Source organism: Ruminococcus sp. FMBCY1, assembly GCF_023921805.1.
Taxonomy (GTDB): Bacteria; Bacillota; Clostridia; order Oscillospirales; family Acutalibacteraceae; genus Ruminococcoides; species Ruminococcoides intestinale_A.
The window spans coordinates 455,616-477,851 of the sequence record NZ_CP074197.1 but is presented as its reverse complement, the minus strand read 5'-3'; the positions used below and the strand labels follow the sequence as shown (position 1 = coordinate 477,851).

The following is a 22,236-nucleotide window of genomic DNA, read 5'->3' as shown; positions in this document are numbered from 1 at the left end:
TTAAAATATTGCTTATTTTGTTATTGAATAAATGTCAAAAAAATGGTATTATAGTGCTGTTATTATTTTAACGAGGTGATATAAGATGTTTAATATTCCGATTACAATTACAAGTCAAAAAGAAATTATGGATGTATTTGAAATTTTCACAAAATTTCCCCACGAAACTATAATGATAAAAAACGGCGATGTCGCCATTGACGGACACTCTATTATGGGATTTTTCTCGTTAGATATTAACAAGCCTGTTGAGCTTGTTTTAAGCTCCGAGCCGACAGAAAGCTTTACAAATGCGCTTTCAAAATATATGGTTGCCGCATAAATAAAATTTACGCATTTTTAAACCCTATGACATTTGCCATAGGGTTTTTGTTTTATCAGGAATTTTTATCAACAGTATGGAACTTCTTTAAGTTACCTGTCTTTTCGCTGCGCTTGTCAAGCTCTGCAAGCACATCTTCAAGAGGGATGTTCTGCTGAACCATCATAACCGTAAGATGATAAATAAGGTCTGCAATCTCATAAACAGTTTCGCTGTTGTCGCCGTTCTTTGCGGCAATAATTGTTTCACTGCACTCCTCGCCTACTTTTTTGAGAATTTTGTCAATTCCCTTGTCAAGCAGGTAACAAGTATATGAACCTTCCTTTGGATTATCTCGTCTGTTTACAACTGTCTGATAAAGTGCTGAAAGAATTTCATTCTCGTTCACTTGTATTCACCCTTTATATATTATTTTAATTGTGTATAAAAACAGGAATGATTGCCCGTGTGACAAGCTGCGCCTGTCTGCTCAACCGTAATAAGCAAAGTATCGTCATCGCAATCTCCGAAAATTTCAATTACTTTTTGAAGATGTCCCGATGTAGCGCCCTTGTTCCAAAGCTCCTGACGGCTTCTTGACCAAAACCATGTGTAGCCTGTTTCAAAGGTCTTTTTCATACTCTCTTTATTCATATAGGCAAGCATAAGCACTTCGCCTGTTGATTTTTCCTGAATAATTGCAGGAATTAAATCTGATTTCACAAAAAATTTATCAAAATCAATATTTTTTTCCATAGTGTTTTCCTTAAATCTTGCTTGTAATTTCAATAGCCTGTTTCAAATCGAGGTTGCCTGTGTAGATAGCCTTACCGCAGATTGCGCCGTAAACATCAAGCTCCGCAAGGTTAATTATGTCTTTAAGAACAGACACGCCGCCGCTTGCTACTACTCGGCAGTTTACCTCGTGAACAAGGTCGTCAAGCTGCTTTAAATTAGGGCCTGCAAGTGTACCGTCCTGGTCAATATCGGTAAACACAATCTGACCAACGCCAATATCCTCCATACGCTTTGCAAGCTCTATGTAGTTGATTTCCGACTCGTCAATCCAACCCTCGGCACAAACCATACCGTTTTTAGCGTCAATGCCAACAACAATTTTGTCGCCAAAAGCCTTTACCGCCTCAATTACAAAGTCAGGATTTTTTACAGCCGCCGAACCCAATATAACCTTGTCGATGCCGTTGTTAAGGTAGCGTTCAATAGCAGCCATATCACGAATACCGCCGCCTACTTCTACCTTAAGTCCGCTCTGCTTTGCCACATCAATGATGAGGTCTGCATTTGCGAGAGTAGCGTCCTTAGCGCCGTCAAGGTCAACCATATGCATATACTGTGCGCCTGCAGCTTTAAACTGTTCAGCCGCTTTATAAGGTGTGTCGCACACCTTTTCTACTGTTGAGTAATCACCTTTAAAAAGTCTTACGCAGTTACCGTCTTTAATATCTATTGCAGGTAAAATAATCATTTATAACACTCCTTTAGTGGAAAGAGGTTTATTTGAGGTATTTTCCTTTACGGCAAGTCTTAATGCGTGAGCAACCGCTTTATAAATTGCTTCTGTAATATGGTGAGAATTGTCACCGTACAAAGACTTTATGTGCAGAGTAATGCCTGCATTGTAAGCAAGTGCTCTCATAAACTCAACAGTCATTGCACAATTGTACTGACCGCACATTTCCTGCGGAAATTCTGCTTCAAATACAAGGAAAGGTCTGCCGCTTATATCGACAGAGGCAAACGCAAGCGCCTCGTCCATCGGTACATAAAAACTGCCGAAACGGTCGATAGAAGATTTATCTTTTAAAATTTGAGAAAATGCTTTGCCGAGGACTATACCCGTATCCTCAACTGTATGATGCTCGTCAACATACAAATCGCCCTTAACCTTAAGCTCAAGACCAAAGCCTGCGTGTGTGGCAAACGAATTGAGCATATGGTCAAAAAAACCAATGCCTGTGTCAATTGAAATATCTCCGCCCTCAAGACAAAGTGAAAGCTTGATGTCGGTTTCTTTGGTTTTACGGCTGATTTCTGTTTGGCGCATTTTCTCACCTCAAATAAGTTATCTAAACAGAGCCTAAAAGCTCAGTCTATATGATTATATCCTTTTTAAAGACGATTTACAATAAATATTACAAAATTTTAATAATTTCCGTAAATTTAAATCAAATAATTTTTTGACAAAACACTCTGTCAAATCACTATTCATTTTAACTCAAAATCATTTATTCAAAATCAATGTCCTCAAATCTGACTTTGATTGAATTTGCGTGTGCTGTAAGTCCCTCTGTGTCCGCAAAGCGAACTACATCCTGCGCATCGTTTCTTAATGCCTCTTCTGTGTAGCAGATAAAGCTTGATTTCTTAACAAAGCTGTCAACCGAGAGCGGTGAGAAAAATCTTGCTGTACCGCTTGTAGGAAGAACATGGTTAGGACCTGCAAAATAGTCGCCGAGAGGTTCAGGTGAATAGTTGCCGAGGAATACCGAACCTGCGTTGTCGAGTTTGCCTACATACTCCATCGGATTTTCACAGCATACTTCGAGATGCTCCGGAGCAAGCTCGTTTGCGAAAAGTACAGCCTGTTTCATATCACTGCACACAATAATCGCACCGAAATTGTCAAGTGAAGAATTTATAATTTCATTTCTCGAAAGGGTCTGAACCTGTCTTTCAAGCTCTTTTACAGTCTGATTTGCAAGTTCTTCGCAGTCTGTAAGAAGAATTGCAGAGGCGAGTTTGTCGTGCTCGGCCTGGCTCATAAGGTCGGCGGCAAGAAACTTAGGATTAGCCGATTTATCGGCAATAATAAGAATTTCGCTCGGGCCTGCAATCATATCAATATCAACTGTACCGTACAAAAGTTTTTTTGCTGTGGCAACAAAGATATTGCCCGGACCTACAATCTTGTCAACCTTAGGTACGCTCTCTGTGCCGTATGCCATAGCGGCAATAGCCTGTGCGCCGCCCATAAGGAAAATTCTGTCAACACCCGCAAGCTTGGCGGCTGCAAGAATATTTGGGTTTGGCTTGCCGTTTTTCATAGGAGGTGTGCACATTACAATTTCCTCAACACCTGCAATTTTAGCGGGAATTGCATTCATAAGTACAGATGACGGATACGCAGCTGTACCGCCGGGAACATAGATGCCGACACGCTTCAAACCTCTGATACGCTGTCCCATAATAACGCCGTTATTCTTTGTGGTAAGCCAGCTCTGCTGAACCTGACGCTTATGGAAATCCTCAATATTCTTTGCGGCTTTTCTTACTGTTTCGATATATTTAGGGTCACATTCAGAAATTACGGCATCGATTTCATCAGCAGAAATCTCTGCCTTTTCAGGTGCTTTGCCGTCAAATTTAACGGTGTAGTCATATACCGCCTTGTCGCCGTTTGTCTTAACATTTTCAATGATTTCAGACACAATCGGAATAACATTCTTGTCTGAATTTTGCGCTCTGCTTTTGAGAAGCTCTATAAAATCGTATTCCTTTTTTCCGTCAGCAATTACAGTAGTAATCATTTTGTTACAGCCTCCAGTTTCTTTTGAAGTTCCTCAATTTCAGCCTTGCGAAGTTTAAGGCTTGCTGTGTTTGCAATCAGTCTTGCCGAAATCTCAGTTACCCACTCAATAACCTCAAGTCCGTTTGCCTTGAGTGTTGAACCTGTTTCTACAATATCAACAATGCCGTCAGAAAGTCCGACAAGCGGAGCAAGCTCTACCGAGCCTTCAATTTTAATAATTCTGACATCCATATTTTTATCATCAAAAAACGCACGAGTTACATTCGGATATTTAGTTGCAATAGTCTTTGTGTTGTATCCGCTGTAAAAATCAATGCCTTTTTTAGTGGCAAGGGCAAATCTGCATTTGCCAAAGCCTAAGTCGAGCAATTCATAAAAAGAATTGCCGTTTTCGAGAATGGTGTCTTTACCTACAACACCGAGGTCGCACACACCGTGCTCAACATATGTAATAACATCGGCCGCCTTTGCAAGCACAACCTCAAAGTCGTTGTCACCAATCGGAAGAATAAGTCTTCTGCCCTTATTGATAACCTCGTCGCAGTTGTAACCGATTTTTTGAAAAAGCTCAATAGTTGTTTTCTCAAGTCTGCCCTTTGTAAGAGCTATTCTTAATGGTTTCATTTAGAAAATCCTTTCGCACTTCAGCCGATTATTTGTACTTTGTCTATACCCATTTTTTCTGCAAAAGCCTTTGCCTCTTCAAGAGTTTCGAGCACGCAGAAACGGGCGTTAATTCCGTTTTTCTGCATATCGGCAACAGCGTTGATTGCTTTAATCTCCGCACCATCATTTGCATATACAAGAACATCGGGTACATCAGTATAGCTTGTGTTTTTGTCCGAGAGCAGTTTTTCTGTGATTGCGTCCGTATCAATCGCAAAACCCGCTGCGCCCATAGGAGCGTCAAATTCAGAAAGTAGGTCATCGTATCTGCCGCCCGAAAGAACTGCGTCACCTATGCCTGAAATATATCCGCAGAAAACAAAACCTGTATAATAATCGTTTCTCTGTACAAGACCGAGGTCAACAATGAGTTTGTCCCCAAGTCCGAGAGTTTTAAGCGAATCGTAGAGTGTATGTAAATAATTGAGTGCGTCAACAGCCTTTGTGCCGCTGCAAAGCTCTGTTGCCTTGTCAAACACTTCGTCACCGCCAAAGAGCGACGGCAAACTTCTGATAGCGGTTACAGCCTTGCAAGGCTCAAGTTTGTCAAGCAGGTTATTAAGAGCAGAATAGTTTTTGCCCTCAATGGTAACTCTGATTTTCTCTTTGAAATCCTCGTCAATATCTATTTCACTGATAAGTGCGTTAAATACCTGTGCGTGTCCAAGCTCGATTCTGAAATCGTCAGCTACGCTCATAATCGCTCTGATTGCTGTAGAGAGCACCTCAAGGTCTGCCCTCTTGCCCTTTACGCCGAGCAATTCAACGCCCATCTGCATAAATTCATTTCTTCTGCCCATAAGTGTAGGGTTATTTCTGTACACTGCCTGCTTATAGTAAAGTCTTACAGGCATAATGCTGTTTTTAAGTCTTGACGACACCATTCTTGCAATCGGAAGTGTTGAATCGGGACGCATAACAAGAAGTCTGCCTTTGTTGTCAACTGATTTAAACATTGACTGCTGGTCAATTCCGCTGCATTCCATTGAAAAAATATCGTAAAATTCAATGCCCGGTGTGATTACTTTCTTAAAACCACCCTTTGTAAATACCTTTTCTATTTTGCCGCATACATCGTCCATTGCCGAACACTCTGCAAAAAGAAAATCTTTCATTCCTTCGGGGGTAATTTTTAAATTCTTTTTCATAAAAACCTCTTTATAAAACGCTTTAGCGTGCTAATATGCTAATATAATAACACATAAAAATGTACTTGTCAATTTTATAACAAAAATATTTTTAATTACAGAGCAGCAAACAATTTTACTGCTCTGCAAAATAAATATTATTCTTTGTCGTCTTTATTATCGTCATCGCTTTCGGAATTTGTATGTTTATCGGGTTTGATAAACTTCAAAAGCTTTTCCTTTTGAGCGTTTTCCTTTTCTTCTCTTATCTTCTTTTGTTCTGTGGCAATCTTTACATAATTCAGTACCTCAAAGTCAAGTGCCTCCTGAGCGATTTTGCCTTTGTTGTCAATAGCGTTTTTAACTCTTTTGCCGATCAGCGTATAAATAACCGCATATATAGGAGTACCTAAAATAAAGCCTACCATACCGAATAAACTTCCGCCGACGATAACGCTGAAAAGTACCCAGAAACTTGAAAGTCCGACCTGACTGCCGATAATCTTCGGCTTGAAAAGGTTGCCGTCAAGCTGTTGAATAACAAATACAATAGCAATGAATATAATCATATCCCAAGGGCTTTCAAGGAAAAGAATAATAGCACTCGGGATTGCACCTATGAAAGGTCCGAAAAAAGGAATAATATTTGTTACGCCTATAAGAACCGCAATCAATGCGGCATACGGCAATTGAAAAATAGACATTGTAATGAATGTGAGCACTCCGATAAAAGCGGCGTCAATAATGTCGCCAACAAGGAATCTACCGCATTTTGTATCGGTAATATCGACAATCTCATAAACTTTAGGCAAGAATTTTATCGGAATAAACGCAACGGCAAGGCGCTTTACCTGTCTGCACAGCATTTCCTTTGCTGACAGGAAGTAAACGGAAATTACAATACCCATAATAAAGTTATAAATTCCCGCCGTGGTGTTTGTAATCATAGGTAGAAGAGTATCAAACAACACATTTTTTGAGAAATTTGCAATTGTAGTGCCGTTTAAATTTTTTGCAATCTCTTTGCCGAGTTGAGCAAAAGATGCGTCAATATCAATGTTTGCATTATAAGTCTTATTAGCCCAATCGGCAACGCTTGAAAGCCATTCATATACTGAATTAAAATATGACGGCACTCTTTCAACAAGGCTCGAAATATTGTCGCCGATCTGCGGAACAAGAATGGCAATCAAAAATCCGAGTACGGCAATTACCGCCGTATATGTGCAAATTATAGATAAAGGTTTGCGCATTTTCGCAAAAAAAGCTTTTTTGTTTTTCAAAAATCCGAATACTTTTGAATAAAAGAATTTGTAAGGAAAATTCAAAATATACGCAAACAAAAATCCTATTACAAACGGTGTCAGAATAGATGCAAACATACAAATTGCGTTCCATACCACACTGAAATTATCCTTTACAAACAGCAAAAATATTGTAAAAAGAATACAAATCAGGACATTTTTTAATGTAAAAAGTTTTTTCATTTATTACGCCACTCCTTAAAACAATGACATCTGTGAGCTTTCCGGAAGTCCCTCAAGTGCGCCGATATTTTTCAGCGACTCAATAATAGACTTGGAAACCTTTGTCTTTATCTGCATTTCTTCAATGGAAAGGTATGTATTTACCTTTCCCGATTCAGCGAGAGATATTGCGGCGCTTTCGCCAAGTCCGGGAATTGTTGAAAACGGAAGTCTTATTTTGCCGTCCTCAACCTTGAACATTTTAGCCTCGGATTTGTAAATGTCAACAGGCAGAACTTCAATTTTTCTTGCAAGCATTTCATTTACAATCTGAAGTGTAGCGTACTCCTGATCTTCTTTTGTAGACGATTCGTGGGCGCTTTGCTTTTGCTTTATAAGTTTCATTCTGTTTTTAACAGCCTGATGTCCCTGCATAAGCACAACACCGTCAAGGTTTTCGCTTCGTACCGTAAAGTAAGCTGCGTAATATTCAACAGGCTTATGCACCTTGTACCAGCCAAGTCGCAATGTAGAAATCATATATGCGGCGGCGTGGGCTTTCGGGAACATATACTGAATTTTCATACAGGAATCAATGTACCATTCGGGAACATTGTTATCTCTCATCGCCTTGAAATGTTCTTCGGTAAGCAATTTTGTCGCATTACCTTTACGGACAATTTCCATTATCTTAAATGCCATACCCGGCTCAAGTCCCTTATGCATAAGGTAAGTCATAATGGAATCTCGAGTACCGATAACGCTTGAAATATCGCAGGTATGATTATGAATAAGCTCCTGCGCATTGCCAAGCCATACACCTGTTCCGTGTGACAAACCTGCAATCTGCAAAAGGTCGGTAAATGTTTTTGGCTTAGCCTCTACCAACATTCCTCGTACAAAGGAAGTGCCGCATTCGGGCAAGCTGAATGTACCTGTTTCTGAGCCTATATCTTCGGGAGTTACACCGAGAGCTTTGGTTGATGTAAACAGGCTCATAACCTCGGGGTCACTCATTGATACTTTCATAACGGGAATACCAGTATAAAGTTCAAGATAGTGATAAATTGTCGGAACATCGTGTCCGAGCTCATCAAGTTTTGTAATTGTATCGTGAATAGAATGGAAGTCGAAGTGAGTGGTAATATTGTCGGACTTCATATCGTTTGCAGGGTGCTGAACAGGACAGAAGTCGTAAACTTCGCTTGTTCTCGGTACAACAACCATACCGCCCGGGTGCTGACCCGTTGTACGCTTAACGCCCGTACAGCCGAGAGCAAGTCGCTTGATTTCAGCCTTATGAAGAATCATACCCTTATCGTTGGCATAACCCTTTACATAGCCGATAGCGGTTTTTTCCGCAACGGTAGAAATAGTACCCGCCTTAAACACATTGTTTTTACCGAACAGTTCCTCCGTGTATCTGTGCGATTTTGACTGATACTCACCGCTGAAATTAAGGTCAATATCAGGCACTTTGTCGCCTTTAAATCCAAGGAATGTTTCAAACGGAATTTCGTGACCGTCCTGGTCCATAAGAGTGCCGCACTCGGGGCAATTCTTAGGAGGCATATCAAAACCCGAACCGTAACTGCCGTCTGTAATAAATTCGCTGTGTTTACATTTTGGGCATATATAGTGCGGACAAAGCGGATTTACTTCGGAAATACCCGACATTGTCGCAACGAATGACGAACCTACAGAACCTCTGGAACCTACAAGATAACCGTGTGCCTCGCTGTCGGCAACGAGTTTTTGAGCGGTCATATAAAGTACGGAGAAACCATAGGTTGTAATTGAATTAAGTTCTTTGTCAAGACGAGCCTTAACAATTTCAGGAAGAGGGTCACCGTATTTTTCCTTTGCCCTTTCCCATGTGATAGAAACGAGTTCTTCCTCCGCACCCTCAATGTTAGGCGGGAAAGTTCCCTTCGGAATAGGTCTTATCGACTCGCACATATCAGCAATTTTGCGTGGATTTGTGACAACCACTTCGTATGCCTTTTCTTTGCCGAGGTACTCAAATTCTTTGAGCATTTCCGCTGTGGTTCTAAGGTAAAGCGGAGCTTGGTCTTCGGCATCTTTAAAGCCCTGACCAGCCATAAGAATTTTTCTGTAATCGGCGTCCTTCGGGTCCATAAAATGAACATCGCAAGTAGCACAAACAGGCTTGCCGAGTTCTTTGCCGAGTTTTACTATAGTCTTATCAATTTCATGGAGTTCTGCCTCATTGGCAAATCTGCCCTCACGAATCATAAAATTATTGTTTCCCGCAGGCTGAATTTCAAGGTAGTCATAAAATGATGCAATTGCTTTGATTTCAGGCCACGGCTTTCCGAGAAGTATAGCCTGATACAGCTGACCTGCACAACAAGCCGAGCCGATTATAAGTCCCTCACGGTGCTTAACAAGTTCACTCTTAGGTATTCTCGGTTTTTTATAAAAATATGTGAGATGAGCGTAAGAAATCAATTTATACAAATTCTTAAGACCTGTTAAATTCTTTACAAGAATTATTTGGTGATAAGTCGGCAGTTTTTTGAAGTCACCGCCGCCTGCAATCTGTGTATTGATTTCGTTGGTTTTTGTAATATTGTAGTCATCTTTAAGACGGGTACAAAGATTTATAAAAATTCTTGCAAGCATTTCCGCATCGTCGGTTGCACGGTGATGATTAAAGTCGCCAAGTCGCAAATACTTTGCAACGGTATCCAGCTTGCAGTTTTTAATATCGGTCAAAATGGCTCTTGAAATTGCAACGGTGTCAATGGAAGTGTAGTTGTACTCCCTGTTCATATTTTCGCAAGCCTTACGGATAAACGAGGTATCAAACGGTGCATTATGCGCAACAAGCACATTGTCGCCTGCAAATTCAAGAAATGCGCTAACTGCCTCGCTCTGTGACGGAGCGTCTTTTACCATAGCGTCGGTAATGCCCGTAAGCTCGGTTATCTTTGCGGGAATCGGCATACCCGGATTTGCAAAAGTTGAAAAAGTATCGGTTATCTGTCCGTTTTCAACCTTTACGGCACCGATTTCTGTGATTTTGTCACGATTTGCGGAAAGACCGGTAGTTTCAATATCAAAGCAGATAAATGTGCCGTCAAGCGGTTCTTCGCTTTTGCCCGAAACAGATTCTACAAGGTCATCCATAAAGTAAGCCTCTGTGCCGTAAATAACCTTGATTTTTTCGCCGTCTTTATTAATTTTATCGGCGGCTTTCATAGCGTCAGGGAAAGCCTGTGCAACACCGTGGTCTGTGATTGCAACTGCCGGGTGTCCCCAATCGGCGGCTCTTTTTACAAGGTCGCCTGCCGAGGTTACTGCGTCCATCTGCGACATATTCGTATGCAAATGCAGTTCGACACGCTTCTCCTCCGCTTTATCCACAACCTTAACCTTATTTGCAGTGCCGATTGACCTTGCAATAAGCATAAGCTCGCCTGCGTAGCGGTCATATTCAACATCGCCCTGAACAACTACAGTGTCACCTTTTTTCAGGTTATCGAGAATTGCGGTGTCTTTGATTGTTCCGAAAACTTTTACGGATGTAGAACCCGAATAGTCGGTAATGTCGATTACAAAAATATTTTTATCTCCCGACTTTGTTACCTTTTTTTCAATATCAAAAATATCGCCCCATACTACTATTCTGCCTGTGTCGGCAACAATTGTGCTGATTGGCTCGATTTTACCTCGTATAGACCTGCCGTAAAAAGGTTTTATTGAGGCTTCAACAATCTGCGGCAGCAAAAACTTGCCCTCCCGCACTTCAATTTCCTGCACTGCATCGGAATTTCTCTTTTCCTTTACAGCTTTTGTAACAGCCTCATTGCTCGCAGTATCGTGCACGCTTTCTTCAATCTTTTGTCTTTCGATTTTTTCTGCGGCATTTTTCATTGCCTGCATATATTCTTCGCTCTGTCCGTCAACTTCAAGCGTACCTGTATATATAATGTTGATTTCAAGCGAAAATTCCTCTGCAACAAGCCTTTTAAGAGCCTTGTCAAAACCCTTGGCATCTAAAAGGCTTTTGCCGCCGTTATTAAGTGTGATTTGCAAATTACCTTCCTCATAGGTAACAAATGCGTTGTTAAGTGTGCCGTTAATACTCGGAATATCACGCTTAACCGCCTTATACAGCTCAGGAAAATAATCTGCTGAAAAAAGTTTAGAATCATAAATCGGATTAATTCTGACAGAGCCGAGATTTAATTCGGATTTGGAAATTTGTTTTTCGGCAGCAAAAAGGTTATCCCTCAACACAAGACCGCCAAATTTGGCAGTCATTGTGATTGAGCGATTATTACTGTTAATATTAAGTTTTAAAAGCTCGGCTGATGATATATCATCAGCGAGCGGTTTATCCGCAAGATACGGATTAAAGACTTCTCCGAGTGTTTTCATATTCTTCCTTATAAGAATTATAATTTATCGATTTCATCCATAAGAGCGTCAACAAGCTGCTCCTCGGGAACTTTTCTGATTACTTCACCTTTTTTGAATACAAGACCGCAACCGTCACCGCCTGCAATACCAATGTCAGCCTCTCTTGCTTCTCCGGGGCCGTTTACAACACAGCCCATTACAGCTACTTTGATATTCTTTTTACAGTCTTTAAGTCTGTTTTCAACCTCTCCCGCAATTTTTACAAGGTCAATTCTTGTTCTGCCGCAGGTCGGGCAGGATACAAACTGCACACCGCTCTTTTTAAGTCCGAGCGCTTTTAAAATATCGTTAGCGGCATAGATTTCCTTTACAGGGTCAGCCGTAAGAGAAACTCTGATTGTGTCGCCGATTCCGTGAAGCAACAGCGAACCGATACCTGCAGCCGACTTGATAATGCCCATTCGTTCGGTACCTGCCTCGGTAACGCCAAGGTGGAGCGGATAATCGCACTGCTCGTTTGCAAGCTCATAAGCCTTAACCATAAACGGAACGGTTGAGCTTTTCATTGAAAGAACAATATCGTTAAAATCGAACTTTTCAAGCAAAGACGCATGATAAAGCGCACTGTCGCAAAGCGCCTGCGGTGTGGGGTGACCGTACTTTGCGAGAATTTCCTTTTCAAGCGAGCCGGAATTTACGCCGATTCTGATAGGAATATTTCTCTGACGGCAAGCGTCGGCAACCGCCTTTACCCTGTCATCAGAACCGATATTGCCGGGATTGATACGAATTTTATCAACACCTGCGGCACAAGCCTCAAGCGCCAATTTATAATCGAAATGTATGTCGGCAACAACGGGAATTGTAAGAGCCTGCTTTAATGCCGGAATAAGTTTAACCGCATCCTTGTTAGGAATAGCGGCTCTTATAATCTGACAACCTGCTTTTTCAAGTTCAACCGCCTGTTTAACCGAACCCTCAATATCAGTTGACGGTACATTCAGCATTGACTGAACGCTTACTTGTGCACCCCCGCCGACAAGCACATTGCCGACCTTAACTTGTTTTTTACTTCCCACCGTAATTCCTCCTGTGCTACAGGCTTAGCTGTCCGGTAAACAACTGCCAGATATCCTTACAGGTTACAACAACCATAAAGCCCATAAGAATAATAAAGCCTGCCGCATTGATATATTTCTCAACCTTTCTCGGTATCGGCTTTCTGAATATCCACTCAATAAGCAAAAGCAAAAATCTTCCGCCGTCAAGTGCCGGGAACGGGAGCATATTGAATATACCGAGATTTATTGTAATCAAGGTCATAACATTTAAAATATTAAATACCGCAGAACCGAAGTTTGTTTCAAGTCCCTGTGAGGCAACCTGTGTTACCGCAGATGCAATGCCGACAGGACCTGACATATCTTTAAATCCAAATCTGCCCTGCGCAATCCATACAACCGACTGCCATACCATTCTGCCGACTGACAAAGCTTCGGAAAATCCCTGTTTAATTACAGAAGTGAATGTCTTGTCGATTGGCTCAACATAAAAATCAAGAGAAACCGACGGCTTATCTGCCTCTTTATCCTCTTCGTTTTTATAGTAAGTAAAGAACTGAACATCGTTTAGCTCAACTTCTTTGCCGTCCCTTATTACCGTAACAGTTGCAGTATAACGCTGACGGGTATCTTTTTCGGTAATTGTCGGGAGAGTATAGTCTGTTACACCGATTGTATCATAAAGTTTTTTGACAGTATCGTCCATCACTTTTTTAGCCTCGGTTTTGTCGGCAGAATTATTCACCGCCGTACAACCGTCGGTTGTGATATTGTAAAGTTTCAGGAGCGTATCGTCATCGGGCTTTTTATCGGTTGCAATTTTACTGTACTCCGTACAGATTGCATTTGCGCAGTCCTGCTTATATACGGATACAGACTTACCGTCAACATTTTCACAGTTTACACCTGCAAACGAAAAAGATAAATCCTTTGAATTGTAAATATCATATCCGTTGACCTTAACGATTTTATCGCCAATCTGTAAACCGCAGTTTGCGGAATAAGAGCGTGGGTCAAACTGTTCAACAGTCGTAGAAGTGTATGCCTCCTGCGGAATGACCATTATAAAAGAAAAAATTATGCCAAGAATTATATTCATTACCGCACCCGCAATAATGACTATCATTCGTTTCCAGACCTTTGCATTATTAAACGAGCGCGGCTCGGGACTGTCTTCGTCCTCGCCCTCCATTGCACAATATCCGCCGATTGGAAAAAGTCTTAAAGAATACTGTGTTTCGCCCTTTTTAAAACTAAAAAGCTTTGGCCCCATTCCAAGTGCAAATTCATTTACCTTAATGCCCGAAAGCTTTGCCGTAATGAAATGTCCGAACTCATGTAATCCTATAATCAGCTCAAAAAGCAGCACCGCAATTACTACCAAGGCTATAGTTACTAATATTTGCATATTTGGTCAATCAACTCCAGATAAAAATTCCGCAAAATCTAATTATTTGTTTACCGTTCTGCGTACAAACTCTCTTGCAAGTGCGTCTGCGTTCAGAACATCCTCAACATTTTTTTGATTAATTGTCTTTACGGCATTTAATGATTCCGTAACAAGACTGCCGATTTCAAGGAAAGATATTTTTCCCTGACGGAATAAAGCGTTTGCCTCTTCATTTGCTCCGTTTACCACAGCCGTAGCCGTACCGCCTGTATCAAGGGCTTTCTTGCATGCTGTAAGACATTCAAAGGTCTTGTAATCGGGCTCAAAAAATGTCATTTTGGCAATATCCGCAAGTTTAAGCTCGCCCACAGGCGACTCATAACGGTCGGGATATGTAACAGCATACTGAATAGGAATACGCATATCGGGCAAGCCGAGTTGAGCGATAACCGAATTATCGTCATACTCAACAAGCGAATGGATTATACTTTCTCTGTGAACCACAACATCAATTCTGTCGCCCTCAACATCAAAAAGTCTGCTTGCCTCTATAATTTCAAGTCCCTTATTCATCATTGAAGCAGAGTCTATGGTGATTTTAGCACCCATACTCCAATTCGGATGATTAAGAGCCTGCTCTACCGTAACATTTTTAAGTTCGTCACGGGTTCTGCCAAAGAAAGGACCGCCCGATGCCGTAAGTATCAGCTTTTTAAGCGCCTTATTCTGCGGCATCCCCTGCAAGCACTGAAAAATTGCCGAGTGCTCGCTGTCAACAGGCAAAAGCCTTACATTATTATTTCTGACAGCATCCGTAACAAGATGTCCGCCCGCAACAAGAGTTTCCTTATTTGCAAGCGCAATGTCTTTTTTGGCATTTGCCGCCGCAATTGTGGGCAGCAAGCCTACCATTCCCACAACGGAATTAAGTACAAGTTCGCAGCTTTTTTCGGTTGCCGCCGCAATAAGTCCGTCCATTCCGCCGAGAACTTTTGTATTTGTATCTTTGACCGCAAGCTGTAATTCTTTTGCTTTTTCTTCGTCAAAAAGCACTGCAATCTGCGGCTTATACTTTCTTATCTGCTGTTCCGTTAGCTTTACATTTGAATTTGCGGTAAGCGCTGTAACATTCAAATTAAGTTTATCGACAACATCAAGCGTTTGAGTACCGATTGAACCTGTTGAACCTAAAACGGAAATATTTTTAATCATAATTTACACCACCGTAGCAAAAGGCAAAAACTGATTGATTGCAAGCATAACAGGAGCGGTAAAAATAATGCTGTCAAATCTGTCGAGCATACCGCCGTGACCCGGAAATACAGAACTGTAGTCCTTAATGCCTACACTTCTCTTGATAAGAGAAAAACTCAAGTCGCCGAAAATAGAAACCACGGCGTCAACAACACCGAGAATGATAAGAGCAACAAAGTTAAACTTATATTCGGGAGCAATTACAAATGCAAAGAGCAAACCGAGTACAACGGCAGTCAATACGCAGAAAATTACTCCGCCGACTGCGCCCTCAACTGTTTTTTTAGGGCTGACATTCGGACAAAGTTTATGTTTGCCAAAGCTTGCGCCGATAAAAAATCCGCCTGCGTCCGCCATCCAAGGAAGTGAAAAAATAGTTGCAAAGTAAAAACTCAACGGCTTGCAATTAAGGCAAAGAGCCGAAAACGCACTCATTCCGAATGTGATAAGAAGTGTGCCGAACATCGCATACGCAAAGTCAAGATAATTGATTTGCTTGTGATTATATATCAGCATAGCAAACCCCACTATCATAAAAACGGCAATAATCGGATATACCAAGCCCGTATTTAATACTATGGGAATTACTGCTGCAAATAGTATGCACGGAACCGAAATAAAATATTTTTTCAACAGCTTGTTAGCGTGTAAGTATTCGCCTGTCATAAACGCCGTAACCGCAGCTACCGCAAAGGCGATTACGAGCGGCTGTATTTCTCCCAAAAACAGCAAAACTAAAATTATGGAAATGCCGACAACCGCTGTAAGAAGTCTTGCTTTTAATGATTTCATAACTGATCTACCTGCTTCTTTATACTCCTCCAAAGCGCCTGTTGCGTTGAGAGTATATATTAATAGCCTCGTCAAGGTCTGATTTTTCAAAATCAGGCCAGAGCTTATTCATTATGACAAACTCGGTATAAGCAGCCTGCCATAGCATAAAGTTTGAAATTCTGTATTCACCGCTCGGTCTGATAATCAAATCGGGATCGGGCTGACCGGCGGTATAAAGATAATTTGAAAAAAGCGCTTCGTCAATATTTTCAACATCAATCTTACCGCTTTTTACATCTGTGCTTATATTTTTAACGGCACGCACAATTTCGTCACGGCTGCCGTAATTCATAGCAATATTAAGCACCATACCGTCACGGTCTTTTGAACTTTCCTCGTTTTCAATCATAAGATTTTGCAAATCTAAGCTGAAATGAGATTTATCTCCGATAAATTTTACAACAATGCTGTCATCTTTGAAGTCCTCAAGCGCCTCATTAAGGTAAGACTTAAAAAGTTTCATAAGAGCGCTGACTTCATCCTCCGGGCGTTTCCAGTTTTCAGTTGAAAAAGCATAAACGGTAAGATATTTTATACCGATGTCCGAGCAATATCTTGTGATTTTTCTGAAAGTTTTTGCGCCCTCACGATGTCCGACAGAACGAGGCAGACTGCGCTTTTTTGCCCATCTGCCGTTACCGTCCATTATAATACCTATGTGTTCGGGTAAAATTATATCCTTTTTTTTAGCTTCTTCAGACTTTGAATTCCAAAAAGCCATATTACATCTCCAAAATTTCTTTCTGCTTTGCGGCTGAAATTGTGTCTATATTCTTGATATACTTGTCTGTAAGCTCCTGCGCTTTCTTTTCGCCCTGCTTTAAATCGTCCTCTGTAAGCTCGCCGCTCTTCTTCATAGCCTTAAGTTTGTCGATTAAGTCACGGCGAACATTTCTTACCTGTACCTTTGTATCTTCGGAAATCTTCATAATGTCTTTTACGATTTCCTTTCTTCTGTCCTCTGTAAGAGGCGGGAATACAAGGCGGATAACCTTACCGTCGTTCTGTGGGTTAATACCGATGTCAGATGTAAGAATAGCCTTTTCAATCTGTCTTAAAACAGACATATCCCAAGGCTGAACTGTGAGAGTTCTTGCCTCTGTTACCGAAACTGCCGCAAGCTGATTTACAGGAGTAGGTGCACCGTAATAATCAACCTTTACCTTATCGAGTACACCGGGGTTTGCTCTGCCGGCTCTGATTTCAGAAAACTCCTGCTGCATATGAGATACTCTTCTCTCCATTGATTCAGAAGCCTTTTTAATCTGTGTTTGCATAATGTTTCCTCCGTTAATTCATCATAAAATATTAGTCTATAGCATCAACTACAGTACCGATGTTTTCACCGCATACCGCACGATAAATATTCTCAGGGTCTTCAAGGCTGAAAACGAGAACAGGGAGCTTGTTGTCCTTACAAAGTGAAGCTGCTGTGCTGTCCATTACCGCAAGGTCCTTGTTGAGAACCTCGTGGAAAGAAACAACATCGTACTTCTTAGCGTTTGGATTTGTTTTAGGGTCGCTGTCATATACGCCGTCAACCATTGTAGCTTTCATCATAATGTCAGCCTCAATCTCGTTTGCACGAAGAGCGGCAGCTGTGTCTGTGCTGAAGAACGGGTTACCTGTACCGCAGCCGAAGATTACAACCTTGCCTGATTGGAGATGGCACATAGCCTTGTTGCGAATGTAAGGCTCTGCAACCTGGCGCATTGAAATAGCGGTCTGAACTCTTACTACGCAGCCGAGCTGCTCAAGTGCGTCTGCTACGCCGAGAGCGTTGATTGCAGTTGCAAGCATACCCATATGGTCTGCTCTTGTTCTGTCCATATCACCTGAACTTCTGCCTCTCCAGAAGTTACCGCCGCCAACAACGATACCTACCTGAACGCCTGCGTCTACGCACTTTTTGATTGGTTTACATATTTCAACAACTTTGTCGAAGTCGATACCTGTTTTCTGATCACCTGCAAGTGATTCGCCTGAAAGTTTTAATAAAATTCTATTGTATTTTGGTTTCATAACTTAACACCCCACTGTGTAATATAATTACTATAATAATACTATAAAATGCCTGTTTTGTAAAGAAAATTAAGACAATATTTTCTATTTTGCGTTCTTTATTTTAAATCGTGTGACAATATTCCGCATAAAAGACTTTCAAATGCCGATTCAAACCTTAAATCGTCCTCTTTTGTACGCTTTTTAGGCCCTTTGAGATGATTTTTTGAAGATGACATTCTTGCCTTTTTGTTGATATGCCGCTCCATTAAAAGTCCGTCGATATTCTCGTTTGTAAATATTTTTCCCGACTGATGAATTGCATAACCGCCTTTGCCGAGTACAAGAGCCGCAACTCCGTAATCCTGCGTAACAGCAATATCTCCGCTTTGACAAAGATTTGCAAGCGCAATGTCAACAGCGTCGGCGCCTGCACCGATTACTTTAATTTCACTGTAATTTGATGAAAGAATGTGGTTTGTATCGCAAAGCAAAATGACAGGCACTCTGTGCTTTTTAGCAATCTTTTCAACTTGTTTTACAACGGGACAAGCGTCTGCATCTACCAATATTTTCAAGCGTTTACCTCCTTTTTATATCGTAATGTTTTTATTAAAGTTACACAAACATTAAATAAACTCTAAGACAATAACCTAAAAACGGACTTGAAAAAATCAAGTCCGTTTAGTTTTAATCTGTAATTTTAATTGAATTTATAACAGGCTGATTTTCTGCGTCTACAGAACCGTTGCTGTCGGTTGTTACCGCATTTTTACAGATTTTATCGACAATATCCATACCGTCGGTTACATATCCGAAGCAAGCGTACTGACCGTCAAGATATGTGCTGTCTGACTGAACAATAAAGAACTGTGAACTTGCGCTGTCCATATCTGTTGAACGAGCCATAGAAATCGCACCTCTTGTATGTGAAAGGTTATTTTCTACGCCGTTCTGCGAAAATTCACCCTTGATTGTGTTATCCGAACCGCCTGTACCGTTTCCTAACGGGTCGCCGCCCTGCATCATAAATCCGTCAATAATACGGTGGAATGTAAGTCCGTCATAAAAACCGCTGTTTGCAAGATTTATAAAGTTTGCAACCGTAATCGGAGCAACATCACCGTCAAGTTCAACCTTAATTACACCGTAATCACGAATATTAATCTCTGCGTGATGAGTACCCTTTGCTTCATCGGTGCCTATGGTGGCAGATGTATTTGTTCCGGCAGTTACAGAAGCATCCGTAGCTGTTGGGGTACCGTTATTTTTATTTGAAGTTACGGCAAAAACAACTATAACAGCAATAAGAAAAACAGCAACGGCTGAAATTGCAATCCACGCTTTCTTTTTATCCGATTTTTGCGGTTTAGCCAAAGACAGCACTATATCATCAACTGCTTTTTCAGCAGTATCGGAAAGTTTTTTCTGTGCCGCAGCGCTTTTAACTATATCCGATGATGCCGTCATTAAGAAAACAATATCTCTTTTACTGAAATTTCCGTTTGAAAGTCTTAACTGTTTTTTTACATTTTCTCTGCCGTAATCAAGAGAATTTTGCACTTTATCTTCAGAAATTTTTAAAACATCGGCAATTTTCTTTGCGTCATAATCGCATAATAAATTAAGAGCAAGTGCGATTCTTTGATTTGCTCCTACGGCTTTAAGAGCATTCACAAAAAGTTTTTTCTGTTCGGCTGTAATTGCAGATACAGATAATATTTTGTCTTTATCCGCAAAAGGCTGTAACTTCGCAGGAATATTGTCAGAGTTTTTTTCATCGGAAATAAAGCCTTTGCAAACTCTTGCGGTTTCGTATGTTACAATTTCGTCAAGGTTATCGACTTTAGGATTTTTTTCTATGGCAGAAAAAACAGCCTTGAAAGATTTTTTAAATGCATTTTCAGCTTTTTGACTGTCTGAAATTACAGTTGAACAGAAAAAGCAGACATAATTCTGATATTTTTCGGCAATAAAATCAAGTGATTTTTTATCGCCGAGTGACGCTTTTAAAATTAATTTTTTTAAATTCATCGTTATTCCCTTCCCATTTAGTTTTTCTGTAAAATTATATAAACTAAAACTGACAGCAAGATATAATTTTTGTGATTTTCAAGTGAAAAAGTTTTGAAAGTTGAAAAAAGTCAGATTTTAGCAGAATATTTTACTGCATAATTATAAAAGTTTGGCAAAACTTTTATAATAACTAATGAAGTATTCAGCTAAACCATAATTTATCAATCTTACCGCAACGCAAAATTGCAGAAAAAACGGGCTGCCCTGCAAAAGAGAGCAGTCCGTTAAAACTTGAAATTAATTATACCTTCTGGCAAACAGCGTTGATAGATTCAGGAAGCTCTGACTCCTCTGCTGAAATAAGAAGAACGATGTTTGTCGATGAAGCCTCTGAAAGCTCCTGCAACTTCTTTGTGAAAGTTTCTACACCGTCAACACCTGTAGGGCAAATCTTGAATGTTGAGTCAACAAGAATGTCTGTAACATCATAGTTGCCTGCGCAGATACCGCTGATAAAACCAAAGAGCATATCGTAACCCTCAATGAGGTACTGCTCGGTATCAATAAGTCTTGCCTTGTGTGTTACATCGTAAGTAAGCTTTGCGCCCTTTTCGATTACAACAACATTACCTGCAGAAGCAGCAACTGCCTCATTAGCAAGAGCGATAAGTTTTTTTGTTTTGCCTGTTCCTTTTTTACCGATAAGTAAAGTAACCATATTAGTTCCTCCAGAATATTAAACTTATTTACAAAAGAAATTACTTGAGTCTTGCCTCAAGAGCAGCCTTCTGATCCTCATAACCCGGTTTGCCAAGGAGAGCAAACATATTCTTCTTGTAGCTTTCTACGCCGGGTTGGTTAAATGGATTTACGCCAAGCATATAGCCGGAAATAGCACAAGCCTTTTCAAAGAAATAGATGAGATAGCCAAGCTCTGATTCGTTCATCTCAGGAACATTGAGAACGATGTTAGGTACACCGCCGTCGTTATGAGCAAGAACCGTACCCTCAAAAGCTTTCTGATTTACATATCCCATTGTCTTTCCCGAAAGGAAGTTAAGACCATCAACATTAGTAGGATCTGTGCCGAGTGTAACTTCTTTTTTACATTTATCAAAGAGAACAACAGTTTCAAACATAGTTCTTCTGCCGTCCTGAATGTACTGACCGAGTGAGTGAAGATCTGTTGAGAAGATAACGCTTGCAGGGAAAATGCCCTTGTTATCCTTGCCCTCACTCTCTGCAAAAAGTTGCTTAAACCATTCAGACATCATTGTGTAAGCAGGCTCGTAAGATACCATAACCTCCATTGTTTTACCCTTACGGTAAAGAATGTTACGGAGTGCCGCATATTTGTAACAATCGTTTGTAGCAAGGTCGTCATTGTCAAATTCTTTCTGTGCAGTTGCCGCACCCTGCATAAGAGCGTCAATGTCAGCGCCTGAAACAGCAATTGGAAGAAGACCTACTGCTGTAAGTACAGAGAAACGACCGCCTACATCATCAGGAACTACGAATGTTTCGTAACCCTCTTCGTCTGCAAGAGCCTTAAGTGTGCCCTTAGCCTTATCTGTTGTGCAGTAAATACGCTCTCTTGCGCCCTCTTTGCCATACTTTTTCTCAAGCATTTCACGGAATACACGGAATGCGATGGCAGGCTCGGTTGTAGTACCTGATTTTGAAATCATATTTACAGATACATCTTTACCCTCGCAAAGCTCCATAATCTCTGCAAGTGCAGATGAGCTGATTGAGTTACCTGTAAAGTAAATCTGCGGTGTATCCTTACAAGTAAGGTTGTAGTTCTGTGAAGTAAGAAATTCAATTGCGGCTCTTGCACCGAGGTATGAACCGCCGATACCGATTACGATAAATACATCGGAATCTTTTTTAATCTTCTCGGCAGCAGCCTTAATTCTTGCAAACTCCTCTTTGTCATAATCTGTAGGAAGATTAAGCCAGCCAAGGAAATCGTTTCCAAGACCTGTACCGTCGTGGAGCACCTTGTGAGCAGCCTTTACTTCAGCAGCCACACCCTCATACTCGTGTTCATTAACGAAACCTTTTAAATATTTGTCTGTAAGTTTTGTAGCCATTATTAATTCCCCCAAAATTCCCTTTCGGAATAATACTGCGTAATATACCGTAAAAACGGTGATAAAAGCAACATAAAATCCGAAA

Annotated in this window: 21 protein-coding genes; 1 reads left to right on the top strand and 20 read right to left on the bottom strand. The window is 40.8% G+C overall.

The window, feature by feature from the left end:
* Positions 1 to 85: 85 nt before the first annotated feature.
* Entirely contained in the window at positions 86 to 322 is a 237-nt protein-coding gene (locus tag KGF34_RS02155; protein WP_022235142.1) for a hypothetical protein, read from the top strand.
* A 55-nt stretch (positions 323 to 377) separates the two neighbouring features.
* Here the strand turns inward: KGF34_RS02155 and hisE are convergent, their stop codons facing one another.
* From hisE to KGF34_RS02055, 20 genes are all read right to left on the bottom strand, one after another.
* A complete protein-coding gene (gene hisE / locus KGF34_RS02150; RefSeq protein WP_022235143.1) occupies positions 378 to 710 on the bottom strand; it encodes a phosphoribosyl-ATP diphosphatase in 333 nt (110 codons plus the stop codon).
* Positions 711 to 730: 20 nt separating this feature from the next.
* Positions 731 to 1,057, bottom strand: a complete 327-nt coding sequence (hisI, locus tag KGF34_RS02145; RefSeq protein ID WP_022235144.1) for a phosphoribosyl-AMP cyclohydrolase — start codon at positions 1,055 to 1,057, stop codon at positions 731 to 733.
* A gap of 10 nt (positions 1,058 to 1,067) precedes the next feature.
* Positions 1,068 to 1,787, bottom strand: a complete 720-nt coding sequence (hisA, locus tag KGF34_RS02140) for a 1-(5-phosphoribosyl)-5-[(5-phosphoribosylamino)methylideneamino]imidazole-4-carboxamide isomerase (protein WP_022235145.1) — start codon at positions 1,785 to 1,787, stop codon at positions 1,068 to 1,070.
* Positions 1,788 to 2,366, bottom strand: a complete 579-nt coding sequence (hisB, locus tag KGF34_RS02135) for an imidazoleglycerol-phosphate dehydratase HisB (protein WP_249376778.1) — start codon at positions 2,364 to 2,366, stop codon at positions 1,788 to 1,790. It lies immediately after the preceding gene.
* A gap of 181 nt (positions 2,367 to 2,547) precedes the next feature.
* Positions 2,548 to 3,849 carry a histidinol dehydrogenase gene (gene hisD / locus KGF34_RS02130; RefSeq protein ID WP_249376777.1) on the bottom strand — a complete coding sequence of 434 codons (1,302 nt, stop codon included), beginning with the start codon at positions 3,847 to 3,849 and terminating at the stop codon, positions 2,548 to 2,550.
* Positions 3,846 to 4,475, bottom strand: a complete 630-nt coding sequence (gene hisG, locus KGF34_RS02125; protein WP_249376776.1) for an ATP phosphoribosyltransferase — start codon at positions 4,473 to 4,475, stop codon at positions 3,846 to 3,848. The genes hisD and hisG overlap by 4 nt, the downstream gene beginning before the upstream one ends.
* 20 nt (positions 4,476 to 4,495) lie before the next feature.
* Positions 4,496 to 5,665 (bottom strand): ATP phosphoribosyltransferase regulatory subunit, encoded by a 1,170-nt coding sequence (hisZ, locus tag KGF34_RS02120; protein ID WP_186934857.1) that lies wholly within the window; start codon positions 5,663 to 5,665, stop codon positions 4,496 to 4,498.
* A 137-nt stretch (positions 5,666 to 5,802) separates the two neighbouring features.
* Positions 5,803 to 7,131, bottom strand: a complete 1,329-nt coding sequence (locus KGF34_RS02115) for an AI-2E family transporter (protein WP_252559667.1) — start codon at positions 7,129 to 7,131, stop codon at positions 5,803 to 5,805.
* Positions 7,132 to 7,146: 15 nt separating this feature from the next.
* Positions 7,147 to 11,517, bottom strand: coding sequence for a PolC-type DNA polymerase III (locus tag KGF34_RS02110; protein WP_252559666.1), 4,371 nt, complete (start codon positions 11,515 to 11,517; stop codon positions 7,147 to 7,149).
* Positions 11,518 to 11,534: 17 nt separating this feature from the next.
* Positions 11,535 to 12,578 (bottom strand): flavodoxin-dependent (E)-4-hydroxy-3-methylbut-2-enyl-diphosphate synthase, encoded by a 1,044-nt coding sequence (gene ispG, locus KGF34_RS02105; protein ID WP_022235152.1) that lies wholly within the window; start codon positions 12,576 to 12,578, stop codon positions 11,535 to 11,537.
* A 16-nt stretch (positions 12,579 to 12,594) separates the two neighbouring features.
* Entirely contained in the window at positions 12,595 to 13,968 is a 1,374-nt protein-coding gene (rseP, locus tag KGF34_RS02100) for an RIP metalloprotease RseP (protein ID WP_252559665.1), read from the bottom strand.
* 42 nt (positions 13,969 to 14,010) lie between these two features.
* Positions 14,011 to 15,162 carry a 1-deoxy-D-xylulose-5-phosphate reductoisomerase gene (locus KGF34_RS02095; protein WP_252559664.1) on the bottom strand — a complete coding sequence of 384 codons (1,152 nt, stop codon included), beginning with the start codon at positions 15,160 to 15,162 and terminating at the stop codon, positions 14,011 to 14,013.
* Between the two features lie 3 nt (positions 15,163 to 15,165).
* Positions 15,166 to 15,996 carry a phosphatidate cytidylyltransferase gene (locus KGF34_RS02090; RefSeq protein WP_186934862.1) on the bottom strand — a complete coding sequence of 277 codons (831 nt, stop codon included), beginning with the start codon at positions 15,994 to 15,996 and terminating at the stop codon, positions 15,166 to 15,168.
* A 19-nt stretch (positions 15,997 to 16,015) separates the two neighbouring features.
* Complete coding sequence (locus KGF34_RS02085) at positions 16,016 to 16,759, bottom strand: isoprenyl transferase (RefSeq protein WP_252559663.1); 744 nt, start codon at positions 16,757 to 16,759, stop codon at positions 16,016 to 16,018.
* 1 nt (position 16,760) lies between these two features.
* Positions 16,761 to 17,315 (bottom strand): ribosome recycling factor, encoded by a 555-nt coding sequence (gene frr / locus KGF34_RS02080; protein WP_022235157.1) that lies wholly within the window; start codon positions 17,313 to 17,315, stop codon positions 16,761 to 16,763.
* A gap of 31 nt (positions 17,316 to 17,346) precedes the next feature.
* Positions 17,347 to 18,060: a UMP kinase gene (pyrH, locus tag KGF34_RS02075; RefSeq protein ID WP_022235158.1), complete on the bottom strand. Its 714-nt coding sequence runs from the start codon at positions 18,058 to 18,060 to the stop codon at positions 17,347 to 17,349.
* Positions 18,061 to 18,158: 98 nt separating this feature from the next.
* Entirely contained in the window at positions 18,159 to 18,617 is a 459-nt protein-coding gene (locus KGF34_RS02070) for a YaiI/YqxD family protein (protein ID WP_022235159.1), read from the bottom strand.
* A gap of 112 nt (positions 18,618 to 18,729) precedes the next feature.
* Complete coding sequence (locus tag KGF34_RS02065; RefSeq protein WP_252560194.1) at positions 18,730 to 19,338, bottom strand: peptidylprolyl isomerase; 609 nt, start codon at positions 19,336 to 19,338, stop codon at positions 18,730 to 18,732.
* Positions 19,339 to 20,356: 1,018 nt separating this feature from the next.
* Positions 20,357 to 20,773 (bottom strand): hypothetical protein, encoded by a 417-nt coding sequence (locus tag KGF34_RS02060; RefSeq protein ID WP_022235161.1) that lies wholly within the window; start codon positions 20,771 to 20,773, stop codon positions 20,357 to 20,359.
* A gap of 40 nt (positions 20,774 to 20,813) precedes the next feature.
* The gene (locus KGF34_RS02055) at positions 20,814 to 22,151 is read right to left on the bottom strand and encodes a glucose-6-phosphate isomerase (RefSeq protein WP_022235162.1); all 1,338 of its coding nucleotides are present in this window, start codon (positions 22,149 to 22,151) and stop codon (positions 20,814 to 20,816) included.
* Positions 22,152 to 22,236 lie beyond the last annotated feature (85 nt).